Source organism: Streptomyces sp. NPDC005574 (assembly GCF_040605435.1).
Taxonomy (GTDB): domain Bacteria; phylum Actinomycetota; class Actinomycetes; order Streptomycetales; family Streptomycetaceae; genus Streptomyces.
In genome coordinates, this window is record NZ_JBEXCW010000008.1 from 155,356 (window position 1) to 171,868 (window position 16,513).

Consider the following 16,513-nt stretch of genomic DNA (forward strand, 5'->3'; position numbering starts at 1 on the left):
GCACCAGAGGTGACGCCGTGAGCGACGAACTGCAAGAAGTGGGCCCGATCGACTATCTCGTCGTCGAGTTCCCCGGTAACCGGATGACGGGCGAGGGGTTCCCCCTGCTGGTCGATCTCGTGGACCGGGGCCTGATCAGAATCCTCGACCTGCTCTTCGTCAGGAAAGAGGAGGACGGCTCCGTGACCGGCATGGAGATCGCCGACCTCACGGGGGACGGCGAGCTCGACCTCGCGGTATTCGAGGGCGCGTCCTCCGGCCTCCTCGACCAGGACGACATCGCCGAGGCGGGCACCGCGCTGCAGCCCGGCAGCTCCGCCGGCATCCTCGTCTACGAGAACCTGTGGGCCGCGCCGTTCGCCACCGCCCTGCGCCGCGGCGGCGCCCGGATGGTCGCCTCCGGGCGGATCCCCGTGCCCGCCCTGCTCGACACGCTCGAGTCCCTCGACGCGACCGAAGCCGCTCACTGAGCGGCGCCCGGACCCGACGTCCCGACGTCCGCGCAGCAGAAGGGAAACAGCAATGCCAGGTCTACTCCGCGGCGTCGCGCGTACCGCCGTCGTCGCCGGCACGGCGACCGCCGTCTCCAACCGTGTGTCACGCCGCCAGCAGGGACGCTGGGCGGCTCAGCAGGGCGGCTACGACGAGCCCGCACCGCAGCCGGCGGCCCCGGCCGAACCGGCCGCACCCGACATGAGCGACAAGATCGATCAGTTGAAGCAGCTCGGCGAACTCAAGACGCAGGGCGTGCTCACCGATGCCGAGTTCGAGGAGCAGAAGCACCGCATCCTCTACGGGTGACGGACGGCGCGCGGCGCGAGCCCGCCCGTCAACGCTCCGGCCGCTGACCTCCACCACCGTCAGCGGCCGTCGGTGCTGCCCGCGCGCCGGCGCCGCGGGCAGGCTCACTTCCACAGGGAGATGAACCACGCCCAGGGTCAGCGCGCGACCGGAGTGCCGGCCAGGGCCTGCCCACCAGTGCGTACTGCCGCGCTGTCGGCGCCGACAGCGCGCAGGTGTCGCGCTCAGACCCGGATCACGGGGGCCTGTAGTTCCGTCACCCAGTCCTCCCGGTTCTCCGGGCACTCCAGGTTGATCTCGCGGGGGTAGCCCGTGGACCGGTGGCCGGTGGCGTCGATCCAGCGGGCCAGGGTCTGGGCGGTGGGCAGCACGCTGTCCATCGGGCCGCGGTGGACGACGGTCGCCGCCAGGTCGAGGGACGGCAGGTCGAGGATGCGCAGGCCGCCGTCGCGGAGCGGGGCGGAAACCTGCACGGCGGCGTGAACGGTGATCCGGCCGTCTCCCTCCGGGGCGTCCTCGTAGGAGGCGATGCCAGGTCCGGTGGGTGTGATGCCCGCCTCGCCCAGACGCCGGAACAGCTCGTCGTAGAGCGGTCCGATGACGGGGCCGACATCCTCCGGCTGGAAGCTCGCGGCGGTCGCGGTCACCTCCGCGACCCGCACGGCCGGGACGGTTTTGAGGACGACATCGTTGCTGGGCATGTGCCCCTCGCTCTCGATCGCTCGGAGTCTCGCCTCGACCTGCGCCAGGCGGCCGGCCGTGGCCTCCATCGCCGCCTCCAGGTCGGCCCGTCGCAGCCGCAGCATGGCGCGTAGTTCGCCGGTGGTGATCCTCTCGTCGAGGATCTCCCGGACCTGCTGGAGGGTGAGGCCGAGGTCCTTCAGCGCGACGACGCGGTTGAGGCGGGCCAGTTGGGCGGCGGTGTAGTGGCGGTAGCCGGTGGCGGGGTCGACGTGGGCCGGGCGCAGCAGCCCGATCGCGTCGTAGTGACGCAGCATGCGGACCGAGACGCGGCCGTGCCGGGCGAAGTCTCCGATGGTGAACATGATGTCTCCGAGTCGACCGCCTGACACGGTGTGAGGGTCAAGGAAGTGTCCCGTGGCGGTGCCCGCGCGTCGTGGCGGGGTGGGGGGACCTTAGGGTTGTCGGGGGACAGAGGTCGATCAAAGCGGGCAAGTCGTAGGCGGGGGCGCGGGCGTGACGGAACTGGTGGGCAGAGCGGCGGAACTCGTGCGGCTGGATGCCCTGCTCGCCGGACTCGGAGGACCCGGGGTGCCGTCGGTCGTCGACATCGCCGGTGAACCCGGTATCGGGAAGAGCCGGTTGGTCGGCGAGGTGTGTGCCCGTGCCCGCCTGGCCGGGTTCACGGTGCTGCGTGGGCGGGCCACGGAGTACGAACAGCATGTCCCTCTGCAGGCTTTCACCGACGCGCTCGCCGACGCCGATCCCCGCTCCCCGGCGGCGGATCCGGTGCTCGCCGAGGCGGAGTCGGTGCTGCACGGTGTCGGGCACGCGCCGGACGACGACACGTCCGGGGCGGGGGCCGCGGCCCGCTTCGGACTGCACCGTGCGATCGCAGCGTTCTTCGCGCGCCTGGGCGAACGCGGCCTGGTGCTCGCCATCGACGACCTGCACTGGGCGGATCCCGCGTCACGGGAACTCCTGGACCACCTGATCCGGCATCCCCCGCGCGGCCGGGTCCTGCTGGTCGTGGCACGGCGGGCCCGGCAGACCCCGACGCCGCTGACCGCGGCGCTGGCACGCGGCGCCGACGACGGGGTCGTACTGCACCTCGACCTGGGGCCGTTGCCCGAGGGCGAGTCGCTCCGTGCGCTGGCCGCCGACGTCCCCGAGGACCAGGCGAGGCGGCTGTTCGCCGCCAGCGAGGGCAACCCCCTCTATCTGCTCGCCCTGTTGCACGCCCACCGGGGCGGAGCGCCCGTGCCGAGCATCACGGCGCACGCCGGCACGACGGATGCGGTCGGTGTGCCCGGCGGGCTCGCGGCGCTGCTGCTCGACGAGTTGACCACGCTGACCGAACCCCAGCGCCGCGTCGCCGAGGCGGTGGCGGTCCTCGGCGACCATGCCACGCCCGTCATGCTGGGCGCGGCGACCGGTCTTTCGGCCGGGGCCGTGGAGGAGCGGACGCACGCCCTGGTGGCGCGGGACGTACTGCGCGCCGGGCCCGGCGGCCGGTGGGTGCTGCGCCATCCCCTCGTGCGGGCCCTCGTCCACGAGAACACGGCGCCCGGACGGCGAGCCGAACTGCATCGCCGGGTGGCGCGGGAGTTGGCCGCCGGTGGCGCTCCCGCCACCGAGCGGGCCCACCACATCGAGCGGTCGATGACCGGCTGGGACGCGAAGGCTGCGGCCGTACTGGGCGAGGCGGCCGCCCAGTACGCCTCGACCGCGCCGGCCACCTCCGCCCACCTGCTGGGTGTCGTCCTCGGGCACATGCCGACCACGTCCGAGTACGTACGGCGGCGCGGCGAACTCGTCCTGGCGCGGGCCCGCGCCCTCGGCGTCAGCGGGAACCTGCGCGAGAGCCGGGACCTGCTGCACACGCTGATCGAGGCGTCGGGCAAGGACCATCCGGACCTGCGTACGGAGGCCGTCGCCCAGTGCGCCGTGATGGAGCGGCACCTCGGGCACTCCCCCGAGGCCACCGCGCTGCTGCGCCGGGAGCTGTCCCGGCATCCGGGCCCGCACCCCGGGCAGGCGGTGTCGCTGCGGCTCGCCCTCGGCATGTCCGCCCTGTTGACCGCGACCTATCCCGAGGTCCGCGCGGAGGTCGCGGAGGCCGTCTCCATCGCGCGCGGTGACGACGACCCCGCGGGTGAGGCGGCGGCCCTGGCACTGGCGGCCCTCGGCGAGGCGTACGAGGGCGAGACGGCGGCGGCCTCCGCGTTCGCCGACGAGGCGGCCCGGCTGGTGGACGCGCTGACCGACCCCGGCCTCACCGACCTGTGCGAGTCGCTGGGCTGGCTGGCCTGGGCGGAAGCACTGCTGGAGCGCTACGCCGAAGCCGAACGGCACTTCACCAGGGGCCTGGACATCGCCCGCCGTGGTGGCCGGCTGCACGTCCTGCCGCATCTGCTGACGAGCAAGGCGTTCGTCCACCTCAGCACCTGCCGGCTGCCGTCCGCGCTGGAGGCCGCCGAGGAGGCGGAGTCCCTCGCGCGGGCCGCGGGCAGCCGGGACCTTCTGGCCTTCGCCCTCGCCATCAAGACGCTGGTGCTGCTGCTGGCCCGGCCGTTCGGGGACGACAGCGCCCTGCGAACCGGGGAGGAGGCCGTCGCGGCGACGAGCGGAACCACCGGCTGGTGGTCCGCCCTGGCCTGGTGCATGCTCGGGCACGCGACGTACGTGAGCGGCGACCCGCACCGCGCCCAGGAGTCCCTCATGACGGCCGGCGGGGGACGCGAACTCCCGTTGCTGCAACCGTCGATCCGTCCCGGACAGCTGGACACCCTGGTGGGGTCCGCGCTCGCCGCCGGTGACCTGGACCAGGCGGGACGCTGGGCCGCTCAGGCGGCGCGCGAGGCGAGGCGGCTCGGCCTCGGCGGTCAGCGGGCGGCCGCCCTGCGGGCCGAGGCCTCGCTGGCCGAGCAGCGCGGCGACATCGACAAGGCCGTCCGTCTCCTCGACGCGGCCGTCGAGGAGTACGCCCGCTGCGGCCAGACCCTGTGGGAGGCGTACTCCCTGCTGCGCGTGGCGCCCCTCGTGCGGCGCGCCGGGCAGGGTCGGCGCGCCGCCGCCGCGTGGCATCGCGCCCACCGGATCGCCGAGGGCGGCGGCGCACGCCTGCTGGTGGACCTGGCCGAGCTGGTCCGCCCGCAGGTGATGGAGCAAACCCCCTCGGTCCCGCCGGAGTTGGCGGAACTGACGGCCCGTGAGCTGGAGGTGGCGGGGCTGCTGGCGCAGGGTCTGAGCAACCAGGACATCGCCGGCCGACTGCACCTGAGCCGCCGTACGGTGGAGACGCATCTGTCGTCGGTGTACCGCAAGCTGGCGCTGCCGTCCCGCTCGGCGCTGACCGGTCTGATGACCCGCATCGGGCTCGGCGCCGGGGCGTGAGTGACCGGCACGAGGTGAGCGCCCCGCGCTGTGGGCCCCGGACGGCCGGACGGCTCTCGCGGGTCGGAGGACTCCGGCCGGCGGGGTGAGCGCGGGCGGGCGGACAACCCGCGAGGCACGCTCGCCGGTCACCGGTCGCACAGGACTCCCCTTCGTGGTCCGCGGGGCCCGAGCGTGCGCCGTGCCGCCCGGGCGGACCTCCCCAGTCTGCCGTGGCGTGGGGCCGGGCGCATCCGTGAAACCACGTAACCCGTACCGCCGGGATGCGGGAATGCGTGCCCGGTTACGTGTTTCCACCGAGGCCGCTTCACCCGCGGCCGTCTACGTTCGGGAGCCGGACGACACGAGCAGCTCTGAGGGGACCGGGTGAAAAGCAACACCGGAGGTGTGGTGGGAAGTTGTGTGTCCCTCGTGGTGGCGGGAGGTCTGCTGGCAGGCTGTGCGGGCGGTGCCCGTCACCCGGCCGAGGCGACGCACGACGGGGGCTCCCGGCAGAGCGGCTCGCCCTCTCCCGGTGCCTCACCGGGAACCACGGGCACACCCTCGGGTGGCTCGGACGCCGCCGCCTTCACCCCCGCCGCCGACCTCGTCCCCCGGACGGCCGGGGCCGCACGGAGACTCGCCGACTCCGTCGTGCTCGCTCCCACCGACTGGGGCCGCGGCTTCACGGCACAGAATCCGGCCGCGAGCACACCCGGAACCTGGCCGGTGCTGGACGCCGGCTGCCGCTGGGAACGCGAGAAGCTCCCGCGCGGTGTCCTGGCCAGCACGTCCCGGTACAGCCGTCTGCCGGCCGACGGCGGCAAGGGCACCGTGGACGTCACGGCCGCCGTCACCACGCACGCCTCGGTCCTCGGTGCCGACGACCAGCTGGGCACCACCCTGGAGAACGTGCTGCGCTGCGCCCGCCAGCAGTTGCGGGCCGACGAACGGATCACGGGGCTGATGTCCCTCGGCACCCCCTTCGGCGCCCGCGAGCAGCAGTACGCCGACGCCTCCGTCCTCGAAGCCGGCACGTACACCGGCGCGTCCGGCGGCGCCCAGCCGTACCGGTGGATGGTCGCCCGCGTCGGCACGGTCGTCGCGGCCGTCTCCGTGACGGGCGCGAAGGGGTGGACACAGCCGGAACTCGACCGACTGGGCACCACGGCCCTCGCGCAGATGCTGACCCGCGTCCAGCAGCAGTTGAAGGAGAAGTGATGGAGCCGCTGCGCACGTCCGACCCGGCCAGACTGGCGGACTACCGCCTGCTCGGGCGCCTCGGCGCGGGCGGCATGGGCGTGGTGTACCTGGCCCGCTCGGCCGGCGGCTCGCTCGTCGCGCTGAAGGTGATCCGCGAGGAGTACGCCGAGGACGCCGACTTCCGCGAGCGGTTCAGGCGGGAGGCGGACACCGCCCGCCGGATGACCAGCCCGTGGGTGGCCGCCCTCGTGGACGCCGACCCGGAGGCAACGGCGCCCTGGCTGGCCACCGTCTTCGTGCCCGGGCCCTCGCTCGGTGAGGCCGTCACCGCCCACGGGGCGTTGCCCGTGCGGACCGTCCGGACCCTGGGAGCCCGGCTCGCCCAGGCACTCGGCGACCTGCACGCCGCGGGACTCGTGCACCGGGACGTCAAGCCGGGCAACGTGCTGCTGGCACTCGACGGACCCCGGCTGATCGACTTCGGTGTCACCCGCGATCCGCGGGACACCGCGCTCACGTCGACCGGCGTGGTGGTCGGCACCCCCGGCTTCCTCGCCCCCGAACAGGCGCAGGGCGGAGGGGAGTTGGGACCGGCCGGCGACATCTTCTCGCTGGGCTGCGTGCTGGCCCACGCCGCCACCGGCCGGCCTCCGTTCGGCACGGGCCGGCTCGACGCGCTGCTGTTCCGGGCGGTGCACGACGAACCGGACCTGGAGGGCGTTCCGCCCGAGCTCGCCGAGGTGGTCAGCGGCTGCCTGGCGAAGGACCCACGGCTGCGGCCGACAGCCGGGGCGCTGGCGGAGTCTCTGTCGGGGGCGCCGGCCCCCGTGACGGGCGATCCGGCCGCCCGTCCAGCTTCCGCCTCGACTGCCTCCGCCGCCCCCGGTGCCCCCGCCGCCTCCGGTGCCCCCGGTGCCTCCGCCGCCTCCGGTGCCTCCGGTGCCTCTGGTGGCTCCGGTGGCTCCCGTCGGGAAAGCGTCGAGGAGGCCGGCTCGGGGCAGGACCGCACTCCGCGGGACGGCGTACCGGAGGCCGATCCGGCCACCATCCCCCTGCGCCCCGGCCCGAACGACGTACCGCCCGACCCCCGGGAGGCCCTCCGGGCGCCCGCGGACGCCCCGGACGGGCACGGCGTGCCGCGCACGGCGCCCGCGGACGCGCCCGGCCAGGGAGCCGAGGAGCAGGTCCCCGACAACGACTCCGGTGACGCGTACGCCTGGTTGCCCGAACCGTTGATCCGGTTGATCGCCGAACGATCGGCCGCCGGACTCGCGCTGCCCGGCATCGAGGACACCGAGGTCGACTCCCCGGCGGACGGCCGCACCCCGGCCGACACATCAGCGCCCGCGCCCGCTCCGGAGCCCGCCGCCCCGCAGAGCCGTACGCCCGGCCGACGCCGTCTGCTGCTGATGGCCGGCGGCGCGGTGGCCGTGACGGCCGGCGGCGGTGTGGCCGCGTGGGCCGCGCTCTCCGGCGGAGGCGGGAGCGGGGGCAAGCGTTCCGCCTCGGCCTCGACGGCCGCCCGGCCCGTGCGCACCCTCGGACTGCACGCCGACCTGACAGGTGACCAGAAGGCGGTCGGCCGGGCGCAGGAGAAGGGGCTGCGGCTCGCCGTCGCCGAGTTCAACTCCCGTACGGACAGGCCCTTCACCCTCGCCCTGAAGACGGTGGACGACGGCGGCGACCCGGCCAAGTCACCGTCGGCGGCTCAGCAGTTGGTGGCCGACCGTTCCGTCCTGGCCGTGGTCGGTCCCACCACGGACGCCACCGGGCAGGCCGCGCTCGCGACGTACGACGCGGCGCTGCTGCCCGTCATCCCGGTGTCACCCGGAGCCACCGTGCTGACGGTGATGGGCAGTCGGACCATTCTGCACGCCCGCGCGAAGGACACGATCCTGCCGTTCTACCTCGACGCCTATCTGCGCGGCACCGCCCGAGCCCGCACGGTCGGCATCGTCGACGACCGGGCGGCGGACGCCTACGCCTGGGAGCTCAGCAGCACGCTCAGCCAGGTCCTGCGCAACAACAGACAGCCGGCCGTGCCCAAGGTGGTCAGCGCGCTGCGGACCGACTTCGGACCAACCCTCGACGCGCTTCTCGACGGCGGCGCGGACTCCGTGGTCTTCGCCGGCTACCACGACCGGGCGGCACTGCTGGCCAGGGCGCTCAAGGCCCGCGGCTTCCCAGGAGCCCGGACCGCCGCCCAGGCGGTGCTCGACGACCGGTTCCTGTCCGCCGCCCGGGACGCCGCCGAGGGCTGGGTAATCGTCGCGCCCGTCATGGACGCCTCGGCGGCTCCCCTGGCCACGGCGTTCGCGGCCGCCTACCGCAAACACTTCGGCGCGGAACCGGAGCGGTACTCCGTCGAGTCCTACGACGTGGCGAACCTGGTGGCTGCGACCCTGAAGACCCCGTCCACCTCGCACGTCACCCGCCAGGCGCTCACGACCGCCCTGCGCTCGACGACGTACAAGGGCATCACGAAGAACTTCGCGTTCGACAAGAACGGTGCTCTGGTCATCGACGGCGGCGGGGTCTTCCTGTGGAAGGTGACCGGCGGGCGCTTCCGCTACCAGGGCGCGGCACCCTTCCAGGTGTCCACCTGAGCGATCCGTCCGAAGAGTCCACTTGGGCGTGACCGTCCGAAGAGACTGGGCGGACGCTGACGAGACATCGATGCGGCACCGCGGCGGTGACCGGTGGTCGCGGTGCGGCGCCGACCGGGCGTCGGTCACCACTCACGGAGCGATGGTGGAGCGTTGATGGAACCCTTGCGCGGCTCGGACCCGGCGCGGATCGGGGGGTACCGGCTGTTGCGCCGGCTGGGCGCGGGCGGCATGGGTGTCGTGTATCTGGCCCGCTCCACCGGTGGCTCGCTCGCCGCGGTCAAGGTGATTCGTGGCGGCTACGCGGACGAGACCGGCTTCCGTGCGCGCTTCCGGCGCGAGGTGGAGACCGGGGGCCGGGTCTCCAGCCCCTGGGTGGTGCCGCTGCTCGACGCGGACCCGGACGCCGAATCACCGTGGCTGGTCACGGAGTTCGTGCCGGGCCCCTCGCTGGCGGAGGCGGTCGAGGAGTGCGGACCGCTGCCCCACGCCTCGGTGCGGTTCCTCGGAGCCCGGCTGGCGGAGGCGCTGGCCGCCGTGCACGGAGCGGGTCTGGTGCACCGGGACGTCAAGCCGGGCAACGTGCTCCTGGCGGTCGACGGTCCGCGGATGATCGACTTCGGGATCGCCCGGATGCCGGAGGACACGGCCCTCACGGCCAGCGGGATGGTGGTCGGCTCCCCCGGGTTCCTCTCCCCGGAGCAGGCCCAGGGAAGGGGCCGGGAGATCGGACCGGCCAGTGACGTCTTCTCGCTCGGCTGTCTCCTGGTGTACGCCGTGACGGGCGAACGCCCCTTCGGCCGGGGCGCGGTGGCCGAGGTGCTGATGCGTACGGTCCGGGCCGAGCCGTACCTCGACGGCGTACCGGTGGCGTTGCTGCCCCTGGTGCGGGACTGCCTGGAGAAGGATCCCGCCGCCCGCCCCGGCGTGACCGAGGTGCGGCGGACCCTGGACGGGGCGAGAGGCACGGGCGGGGAGGGGAACGGGAGTTGGTCGCCGGAGACGCTCACCCGGCTGATCGCACGCCGCTCGGCCGCCGTCCTCGCGCTGCCCGCCGTGGACGCGACGGAGATCTCCGCGGCCTCCGGCGTCGCCGCGGCCTCCGAGGTGTCCGCGCCGGTGGCCGGCGGACCCTTCCCCGCCCTGCCCCGCCCGGAGGAGCTCGCGCCCGCTTCCACGCGGCGCCGCTTCCTGGTGCTCGGCTCGGGGGCCGGCGTGGTGGCCGCGGGGGGAACGGCCGCCTGGTGGTCCGCGAGGCGCCCGGGGCACGCCTCACCCCGGGCATCCGGCACGGGGGTTCCCCGGCTCGTCATCGCCCTCCACGCCGATCTGAGCGGGCGCGACAGGGCGGCGGGCAGGGCACAGGAGAACGGCGTACGACTCGCCGTCGACGACGCCAACTCCCGCTCTGGCCGCGCCTTCGAGCTCGCGCTGGAGGTCAACGACGACGCGGGCGGTACCGCCCGGGCGGAGGCGATCGCGCGACGGCTGGCCGACGACGACCGGGTCCGGGCGGTGATCGGGCCCACCACCGACGCGTGCGCGAGTGCCGCCCTCGACCGGTACCAGAAGGCTCTGCTTCCCCTGGTCTCGGTGTCCGTGGGACTCGACAGCGTGTCCGCGACCACCTACCGCGTGTACGCGGCCACCCGCCCCTCCGACTCCTACCTGGCGGCCCCGATCGTGGCGTACCTGACCCGCACCGCCCGGGCACAGGAGACCGTCCTGATCGACGACGCGGCGGAAGGCGACTTCGGCTGGAAGATCTGCACCCGCGTGAGCGAGGCGCTGCGCTCCGGGCCGGCCACCCGTCGGCGCACTCTGGCAGCCGGGGACGACACCGCCGGCGCCTTCAACGCCCTTGCCAGGGACGTGACTCGGTCGGGGGCGGACGCGGTGGTGTTCACCGGCGGGCCCGCGCGTGCGGCGAGGTTCGCCCGTGCCCTGCGGGCCGCCGGCTTCCGGGGGACGCGGCTGGCCACCCAGCGCGCTCTCGCCCCGGCCTTCCTCACCTCGGCCGGCGACGCCGCCGAAGGCTGGGTCTTCGCCAGCACCTTCGTCGACCCGACCCGGGTGAGCGCCGCGAAATCCTTCAACGCCGCCTACCGCGCCCGGTTCCAGGGGGCCGCGCCGCCCTGGTACGCCGCCGAGTCCTACGACGCGACCCTCTTCGTCGCCCGCGCGATGACGACCCTGGGCTCCCTGCGCACCGACCGGGGCGCACTCGTGGACCGGCTGCGCGACACCGACTACCGGGGCATCACCAGGCGGCTGAACTGGACTTCTGCGAGCGCCAGTTACTGCACGGACGGGTTGTACCTGTTCCGGGCGGCCGGTGACCGTTTCGGATACCTCGGTCAGTACCGGGCCGCCACCGGCTGAGCCGGGCGGCGCCGCCAAACCCGCGGTGCCGGCGGGCCCGGCGGCGCACAGGGGGCAGTCCGCCGATCACCTGACGTCGACGAAGTCCCCGGTGGCCTTGGCCGCGTCGGTCGCCTTGGTCCCCGCGTACACGAAGCGGTAGTAGCCGTCCTCCTTGGCCACGGTGGTGGCCGTCAGGACGCCGCCGGTGCCGCTGGTGACGCTCTTCAGGGTGCCGTAGACGCTGCTGCCCTTCTTGCGGAACTGCAGGTGCGCGGTCTGGCCCCTGTAGCCCTGGTAGGTGCCGGTGTCCCAGTTGGCCCGGGTCAACTTGCCCTTCACCGTGATGGTCTTGCCCTTCTTCACCGGCTCCGGCGAGGCGTCGGCGGTCAGCTTCGACGCGCGCTTGATCAGCGTCCTGGTCACGTCGTCATCAGTGCTGACGTTGGCGTAGAGGTCATAGACGCCGAGGAGCAGCTTCCAGGTACCGGCCACGCCGTTCCCCGCCAGATCGCGCCGCGGGTCCACGGTGAAGGTGGCCTCGCAGCTGTAGAAGCCGGTCCTGGTGGTCGACTCCGTGCAGTCGGCAGCGTCGTCCGCCTCCAGACCGCCGGTGATGCCGTTGACGTCGGAGCTGTCGGTGCCCTGCCACAGGAAGACCTGGGAGAGGACCACACCGTTCTCGTCGTAGACGTCGTACGTCACCTTGAAGCTCTTCTTGGCGGTCGCCCCGATGACGACGCTCTTGCCGCCGTTGACGACGGCGTTGCTGAACTTGGCGTTGCCGATCACCGTGCCGGGCTGCACGGCGAGGGCACGCAGTCCCGCCACCGCGCCGGGCTGCGGCTGCGCCTGGGCGGCGGTGGGAAGAGCGAGCGCGGCGAGAACGGCGGCGCCGGAAGCGAGGGCGGACACGGCGCGTAGGCGCATAGGAGTTCCCCACGTAGTACGAGACGGACCGGCCCGAATTCCCCCCGGGCCGGCCCTCCTTGACATGCCGCAGTGTGCCATCACGGAACCCGCACGTGCATCCGTGGAACTACGTAGCCGAGCATGGCGCCGGCCGCTGCGACCGAACGGCGCGATGGTGGGTTCGCCCGCGAGCCGGTGTCGGGGAGGGGCCACGCACACCTGGCAGCTGGTGATGCCGGAGAAGGACGAGGTGGGGGCGCCGGAAAGGGTGGTCTCGCAGATCGAGGGCGCGGACGGCGGTGAGGGCTCCGGCCATCGCCTCGCCGTGGTCTACGACGACGCGACCGACACGATCAAGCTGTATCTCGACGGAGTGACCAACGCGGAGGCGACGGCGAGCCTGCCCGACGGCTGGCACAGCGGCGGCGCCCTCCAGATCGGCCGCGCACATCTCGGCGACGGCTGGGGCGAGTACCTGCACGGTGACGTGGACGAGGTGCAGGCCTACTCCGGCGCGCTGAGGGACGGGGACGTCATCGGCCTCGGCTGGGGCACGGACCCGTGCCTGTGCTGAGCCGTCGCCGGTGACGGTCGCCGCCGTCACGGCGTCGTCGCCGCCGGCCTCCTGCCGGTGCCCGACGGGAGGCCGGCGGTCGTCGGCGGGCGGCGGGCGCCGGCCCGTCGGCGGGCGGTGCCCGCTCCCGCCGGAGGGAGCCCGTGCCGTACCGCGGGGCGGATGACCACCCGGAACGCGGGGGCGGCCGCGGTGAGGCGGTGCGACACGCGGACCTGACGCGGGGGAAGCGGAAGGTGTCGCGGCGTCCGGGTCCGCGCCGCCGGGCGGGCCCTCCCGCCCGGCGGCGCCACCACGTGGACCTGCGGGGTTTTCGCCGACGGGGCGGGGCTACTCGGCCCGTACGAGCGAGGCCCACGAGATACGCCGGGAGACGCGATGACACAGCAGGGTCCTGGACGTGTGCTGTCGGCGCTGGACCGCCTGGAGCGGTTCGACGGCGCCGATCGGTTGATCGACGTCCTTCAGCGAGCGGTGCGGTCCGTGCCCCTGGGCCGCGGCCGGGACGTCCTGCACGGGCGATGGCTCGGCCACCCCGTGCATCCGCTGCTGGTGCAGGTACCGGTCGGTACCTGGCTGTCGGCATCCGTGTGCGACCTGCTGCCGGGGACGGGCCGGCGCAGCGCGCGGGTGCTGATCGGTGTGGGCCTGGCGGCCGCCGCCCCGGCCGTCGCGTCGGGCTGGGCCGACTGGGCCGAGCTGCACCGTGAGCAGCAGCGGGTCGGGGTCGTGCACGCCGTCGCGAACACGGTGGCGGTGTCCTTCCTCACCGGTTCGCTCGTGGCACGCCTGCGCGGCCGGGAGGGCGTCGGCAAGGCTCTGACCCTGGCCGGTCTGTCGGCCGTGGGCGCGGGCGGCGCGCTGGGCGGCCACATGGCGTACCGCCAGGCGTCGGGTGCCAACCACGCCGAAGAGGTGCCGCACCTCGTCGGCGAGGGATGGCACCGGGTCGGCCCGGTGGACGAGTTCCCGGCCGGCCGGCCCGTGCGGCGCGGCGTGGACGACGTGCCGGTGCTGGTTCTGCGTGAACCGGGAGGGAGCGTTCACGCCCTGGCCGACCGGTGCAGTCATCTCGCGGGACCGCTGTCGCAGGGCACGGTCAGCGACGGCTGTGTCCGCTGCCCCTGGCACGGCAGCGTCTTCCGGCTCTCCGACGGCTGGAACGTACGCGGTCCGGCCACCGCGCCGCAGCCCGCCTTCGACACCCGGATCACGGACGGCCACATCGAGGTGCGCCTGCGCCGGCAGGGGGGCGAGGACCACCAGGGAGGCGACCAGCGAGCGGAGACACGGTCGGCCGGAGCGGGAACGGACACACGTCAGGGGCAGCGCAACACGGCCTGACCCACCGCCAGTAACCCGATGACCTGCACGCCGTCAGCAACCAGGGCGCTCCAGGGAACGTCAAATGACCTGCACAGCGCGCGCAAGGACCTCCATCCCTTCGACCGCATCCCCGCTTTCATCGGATGTCTGGCGCGATTTGTGGTGCACGAGGTCTTCCGGTCCGGTGGTCGCCCCCAGCAGTATGCGGAGGGCCACTCATTCAGGCGGCGGAACAGCTGCCATGCATGAGAACCACCGTCAGGCATCCGCCCGCCGCCGTGTCACCGGCGTGCCACCGACCGGAGGTCCTACGTGACCGAGCTGTCCCGCAGACGCTTCATCGGCACCACCGCGGCCACGGGGTCCACCGCCCTGTGGTCGGCCTCGTCCGCCACCGCGTGGGCCTCCCCGGAGGAGGCCGCCGGCACGTCCGGCCCGGCCGGCTGGGACCGGGACCCCTACGAGAGGACGACCCGAGCCGCCTCCCCGGTCTGGCGCCGGCTCCCGACCGGCTGGCAGGACGGTCCCTTCCTCGCCAACGGGTTCCTCGGCGCCCAGCTGTACGCCGGCGAGCGGACGAACTCGCTGAAGCTGATGCTGAGTCACAGCCAGGTGCAGGACCAGCGCGGGCAGTGGCGCGGCGGCATCGGCTACTCGCGGCTGCCCATCGGGTACTTCACCCTCACACTCGCCGGGGACGTCACCGCCGTCGACTGGACGCTGGACCTGTACGACGCGGAACTGCGGGGCACCGTCACGACCACGCGGGGAAGTCTCGCGTTCACGGCGCTGGTCCACAACGACAGCGGCGCACTGCTCGTCTCCACCAGGCCGAGCCCCGGCGAGGAGAGCGCCGCCTGGACGTTCACCTGGCTGCCCGCCGCGACCACCCGCACCTCGGGGAAACCCCCCGAATACACCCCCAACCCCGACCCGGTGACCTCCTCGACGGTGAGCGAGGGCCATGTGGCGCAGCCCCTGCTCGCCGGCGGCGGCTGGACCACGGCCTGGCGCGAACTGCGCCGGGGCACAGGCAGGTTGCTGGCCGCCCACCTCGTCTACCGCCACCCGGGCGACCTGGACGCCACGACCCGCGACGCCCGCCGCGCCGTCGACCGCACCCTCGCCACCGGCCTCGACGCCCTGGTCGCCCGCCACCGCGACTGGTGGCACCGCTACTACCGGCGCAGCCTCCTCTCCGTACCGGACAAGCGACTTCAGGCCTTCTACCTGATCCAGCTGTACAAACTGGCGTCCGCGACGCGTTCCGGCGGCCCGACCATCTCCGAGTGGGGACCCTGGTTCCCCGAGATCGGCAACAACTGGACCGCCGTGTGGTGGAACCTCAACGTACAGATCGGCATGGCCCCGGTCCTCGGCTCCAACCACCTCGAACTCGACTCCGTCACCAGCACGTTCGCGCGATTCGAGAAGAACCTGCCGACGTCCGTCCCGGTCGCCTACCGCGACGGCGAGAGCTACGCCCTCGGCCACCCGTCCGACTGGCAGCTGCGCGCCGGTGACCTCTACGACGTCGGCGCACCCGGCAGCGACCACATCTCCGACAACTTCGGCAACCTCACCTGGGCGCTGCACAACGTCTGGCAGGCCTACCGCCACACCATGGACCGCTCCGTCCTGCGGGACGTGGTGTTCCCCGTCCTCGCCAAGGCCATCAACTTCTACGGCCACTTCCTGCACGAGGGCTCCGACGGCAGGCTCCACCTGCTCACCACCCGCTCCCCCGAGTACGCCAACGCGGCGGACTGCACCTACGACCTGTCCCTGATCCGCTGGGGCGCACGCACCCTGCTCGACTCGGCACGGCTGCTGGGCGTGGACGATCCGCGCGCCGGCCGGTGGCGGGACATCGCCGAGCGCCTCACGCCGTACGCCGAGGACCCCGCCACGGGCGTGCTGATCGGCCGGGACGTGCCGCTCGCCGACTCGCACCGCCACCACTCGCACCTGCTGTGGCTGTACCCGCTGCGCGAGCGCGTCTGGGACCGGCCGGCGGACCGTGACGTGATGCGGCGCAGCGTCGAGCACTGGGTCTCGATGCAGGAGGCCTGGCACGGCTACAGCTACGCGACGGTCTCGTCCATGTACTCGGTGATGGACCAGCCGGAGAAGGCCCTCGACCACCTGACCTTCTTCACCGATCTCAACGTCGTCGCGGACTGCGCGATGACGCCCAACACCATGTACCGCGAGGGCCGCAACTTCGCGCTGGAGAGCCCGCTGTCCGCCGCCCAGTCCCTGCTCGACATGGCGGTCCAGGGCCACGACGGCGTGCTGAAGGTCTTCCCCTCGGTGTCCTCGCGCTGGCCCGACGCGTCCTTCGCGTCGCTGCGCACCCAGGGCGCGTTCCTCGTCGACGCGGACCGCGCGGGCGGTACGACGCGGTGGGTCCGGGTGCACAGCGAGGCGGGCGCGCCGCTGACCCTCCAGCACGGCATACCGGGCGAGATCCGGGTGCGCGACCAGCTCGGCCGGCCCCTGCCGTGGAAGGAGACGGCTCCCGGCCGCGTCGGGATACGGCTCCCGCGCGGCGACACCGCCCTGATCACCCCACGCGGGGGAGCCGCCGGCCGGGGCCCGAGGGACGTGCCGTCCCTGGGGTCCTGGACGCCCTGGGGGCTGCCCGCCTGACCCGAGCCGCGGCCGGCTGGGA

The 16,513-nt window shown here is 73.7% G+C and carries 10 protein-coding genes and 1 pseudogene; 9 read left to right on the forward strand and 2 right to left on the reverse strand.

Annotated elements, in window-relative coordinates:
- The first annotated feature begins 17 nt into the window (after nucleotides 1–17).
- Entirely contained in the window at nucleotides 18–470 is a 453-nt protein-coding gene (locus ABZT03_RS08915) for a DUF6325 family protein (protein WP_356035523.1), read from the forward strand.
- A gap of 52 nt (nucleotides 471–522) precedes the next feature.
- Nucleotides 523–801: an SHOCT domain-containing protein gene (locus ABZT03_RS08920; protein ID WP_356035525.1), complete on the forward strand. Its 279-nt coding sequence runs from the start codon at nucleotides 523–525 to the stop codon at nucleotides 799–801.
- Nucleotides 802–1,025: 224 nt separating this feature from the next.
- Here ABZT03_RS08920 and ABZT03_RS08925 read toward each other — a convergent pair whose 3' ends face one another.
- Nucleotides 1,026–1,847, reverse strand: coding sequence for a MerR family transcriptional regulator (locus tag ABZT03_RS08925; protein ID WP_356035528.1), 822 nt, complete (start codon nucleotides 1,845–1,847; stop codon nucleotides 1,026–1,028).
- Nucleotides 1,848–1,998: 151 nt separating this feature from the next.
- Here ABZT03_RS08925 and ABZT03_RS08930 point away from each other — a divergent pair, with 151 nt between their 5' ends.
- The 4 genes from ABZT03_RS08930 to ABZT03_RS08945 all read left to right on the forward strand — a co-directional run bounded on the left by ABZT03_RS08930 (nucleotide 1,999) and on the right by ABZT03_RS08945 (nucleotide 11,048).
- On the forward strand, nucleotides 1,999–4,878 hold the full coding sequence (locus tag ABZT03_RS08930; RefSeq protein ID WP_356035530.1) for an AAA family ATPase: 2,880 nt from the start codon (nucleotides 1,999–2,001) through the stop codon (nucleotides 4,876–4,878).
- 402 nt (nucleotides 4,879–5,280) lie between these two features.
- On the forward strand, nucleotides 5,281–6,078 hold the full coding sequence (locus ABZT03_RS08935) for a hypothetical protein (RefSeq protein WP_356035533.1): 798 nt from the start codon (nucleotides 5,281–5,283) through the stop codon (nucleotides 6,076–6,078).
- Nucleotides 6,078–8,666 (forward strand): bifunctional serine/threonine-protein kinase/ABC transporter substrate-binding protein, encoded by a 2,589-nt coding sequence (locus ABZT03_RS08940; RefSeq protein WP_356035536.1) that lies wholly within the window; start codon nucleotides 6,078–6,080, stop codon nucleotides 8,664–8,666. The genes ABZT03_RS08935 and ABZT03_RS08940 overlap by 1 nt, the downstream gene beginning before the upstream one ends.
- A 156-nt stretch (nucleotides 8,667–8,822) precedes the next feature.
- On the forward strand, nucleotides 8,823–11,048 hold the full coding sequence (locus ABZT03_RS08945) for a bifunctional serine/threonine-protein kinase/ABC transporter substrate-binding protein (protein ID WP_356035538.1): 2,226 nt from the start codon (nucleotides 8,823–8,825) through the stop codon (nucleotides 11,046–11,048).
- 66 nt (nucleotides 11,049–11,114) lie between these two features.
- Here the strand turns inward: ABZT03_RS08945 and ABZT03_RS08950 are convergent, their stop codons facing one another.
- The gene (locus ABZT03_RS08950; RefSeq protein ID WP_356035541.1) at nucleotides 11,115–11,957 is read right to left on the reverse strand and encodes a hypothetical protein; all 843 of its coding nucleotides are present in this window, start codon (nucleotides 11,955–11,957) and stop codon (nucleotides 11,115–11,117) included.
- Nucleotides 11,958–12,147: 190 nt separating this feature from the next.
- On the opposite strand from ABZT03_RS08950, the pseudogene ABZT03_RS08955 reads away from it, so the two are divergent.
- The 3 genes and pseudogenes from ABZT03_RS08955 to ABZT03_RS08965 all read left to right on the forward strand — a co-directional run.
- Nucleotides 12,148–12,513, forward strand: a pseudogene (locus ABZT03_RS08955) (LamG-like jellyroll fold domain-containing protein); the annotation flags it as partial.
- A gap of 378 nt (nucleotides 12,514–12,891) precedes the next feature.
- Entirely contained in the window at nucleotides 12,892–13,857 is a 966-nt protein-coding gene (locus ABZT03_RS08960) for a Rieske (2Fe-2S) protein (protein WP_356035543.1), read from the forward strand.
- 294 nt (nucleotides 13,858–14,151) lie between these two features.
- Nucleotides 14,152–16,491, forward strand: coding sequence for a hypothetical protein (locus ABZT03_RS08965; RefSeq protein ID WP_356035545.1), 2,340 nt, complete (start codon nucleotides 14,152–14,154; stop codon nucleotides 16,489–16,491).
- Nucleotides 16,492–16,513 lie beyond the last annotated feature (22 nt).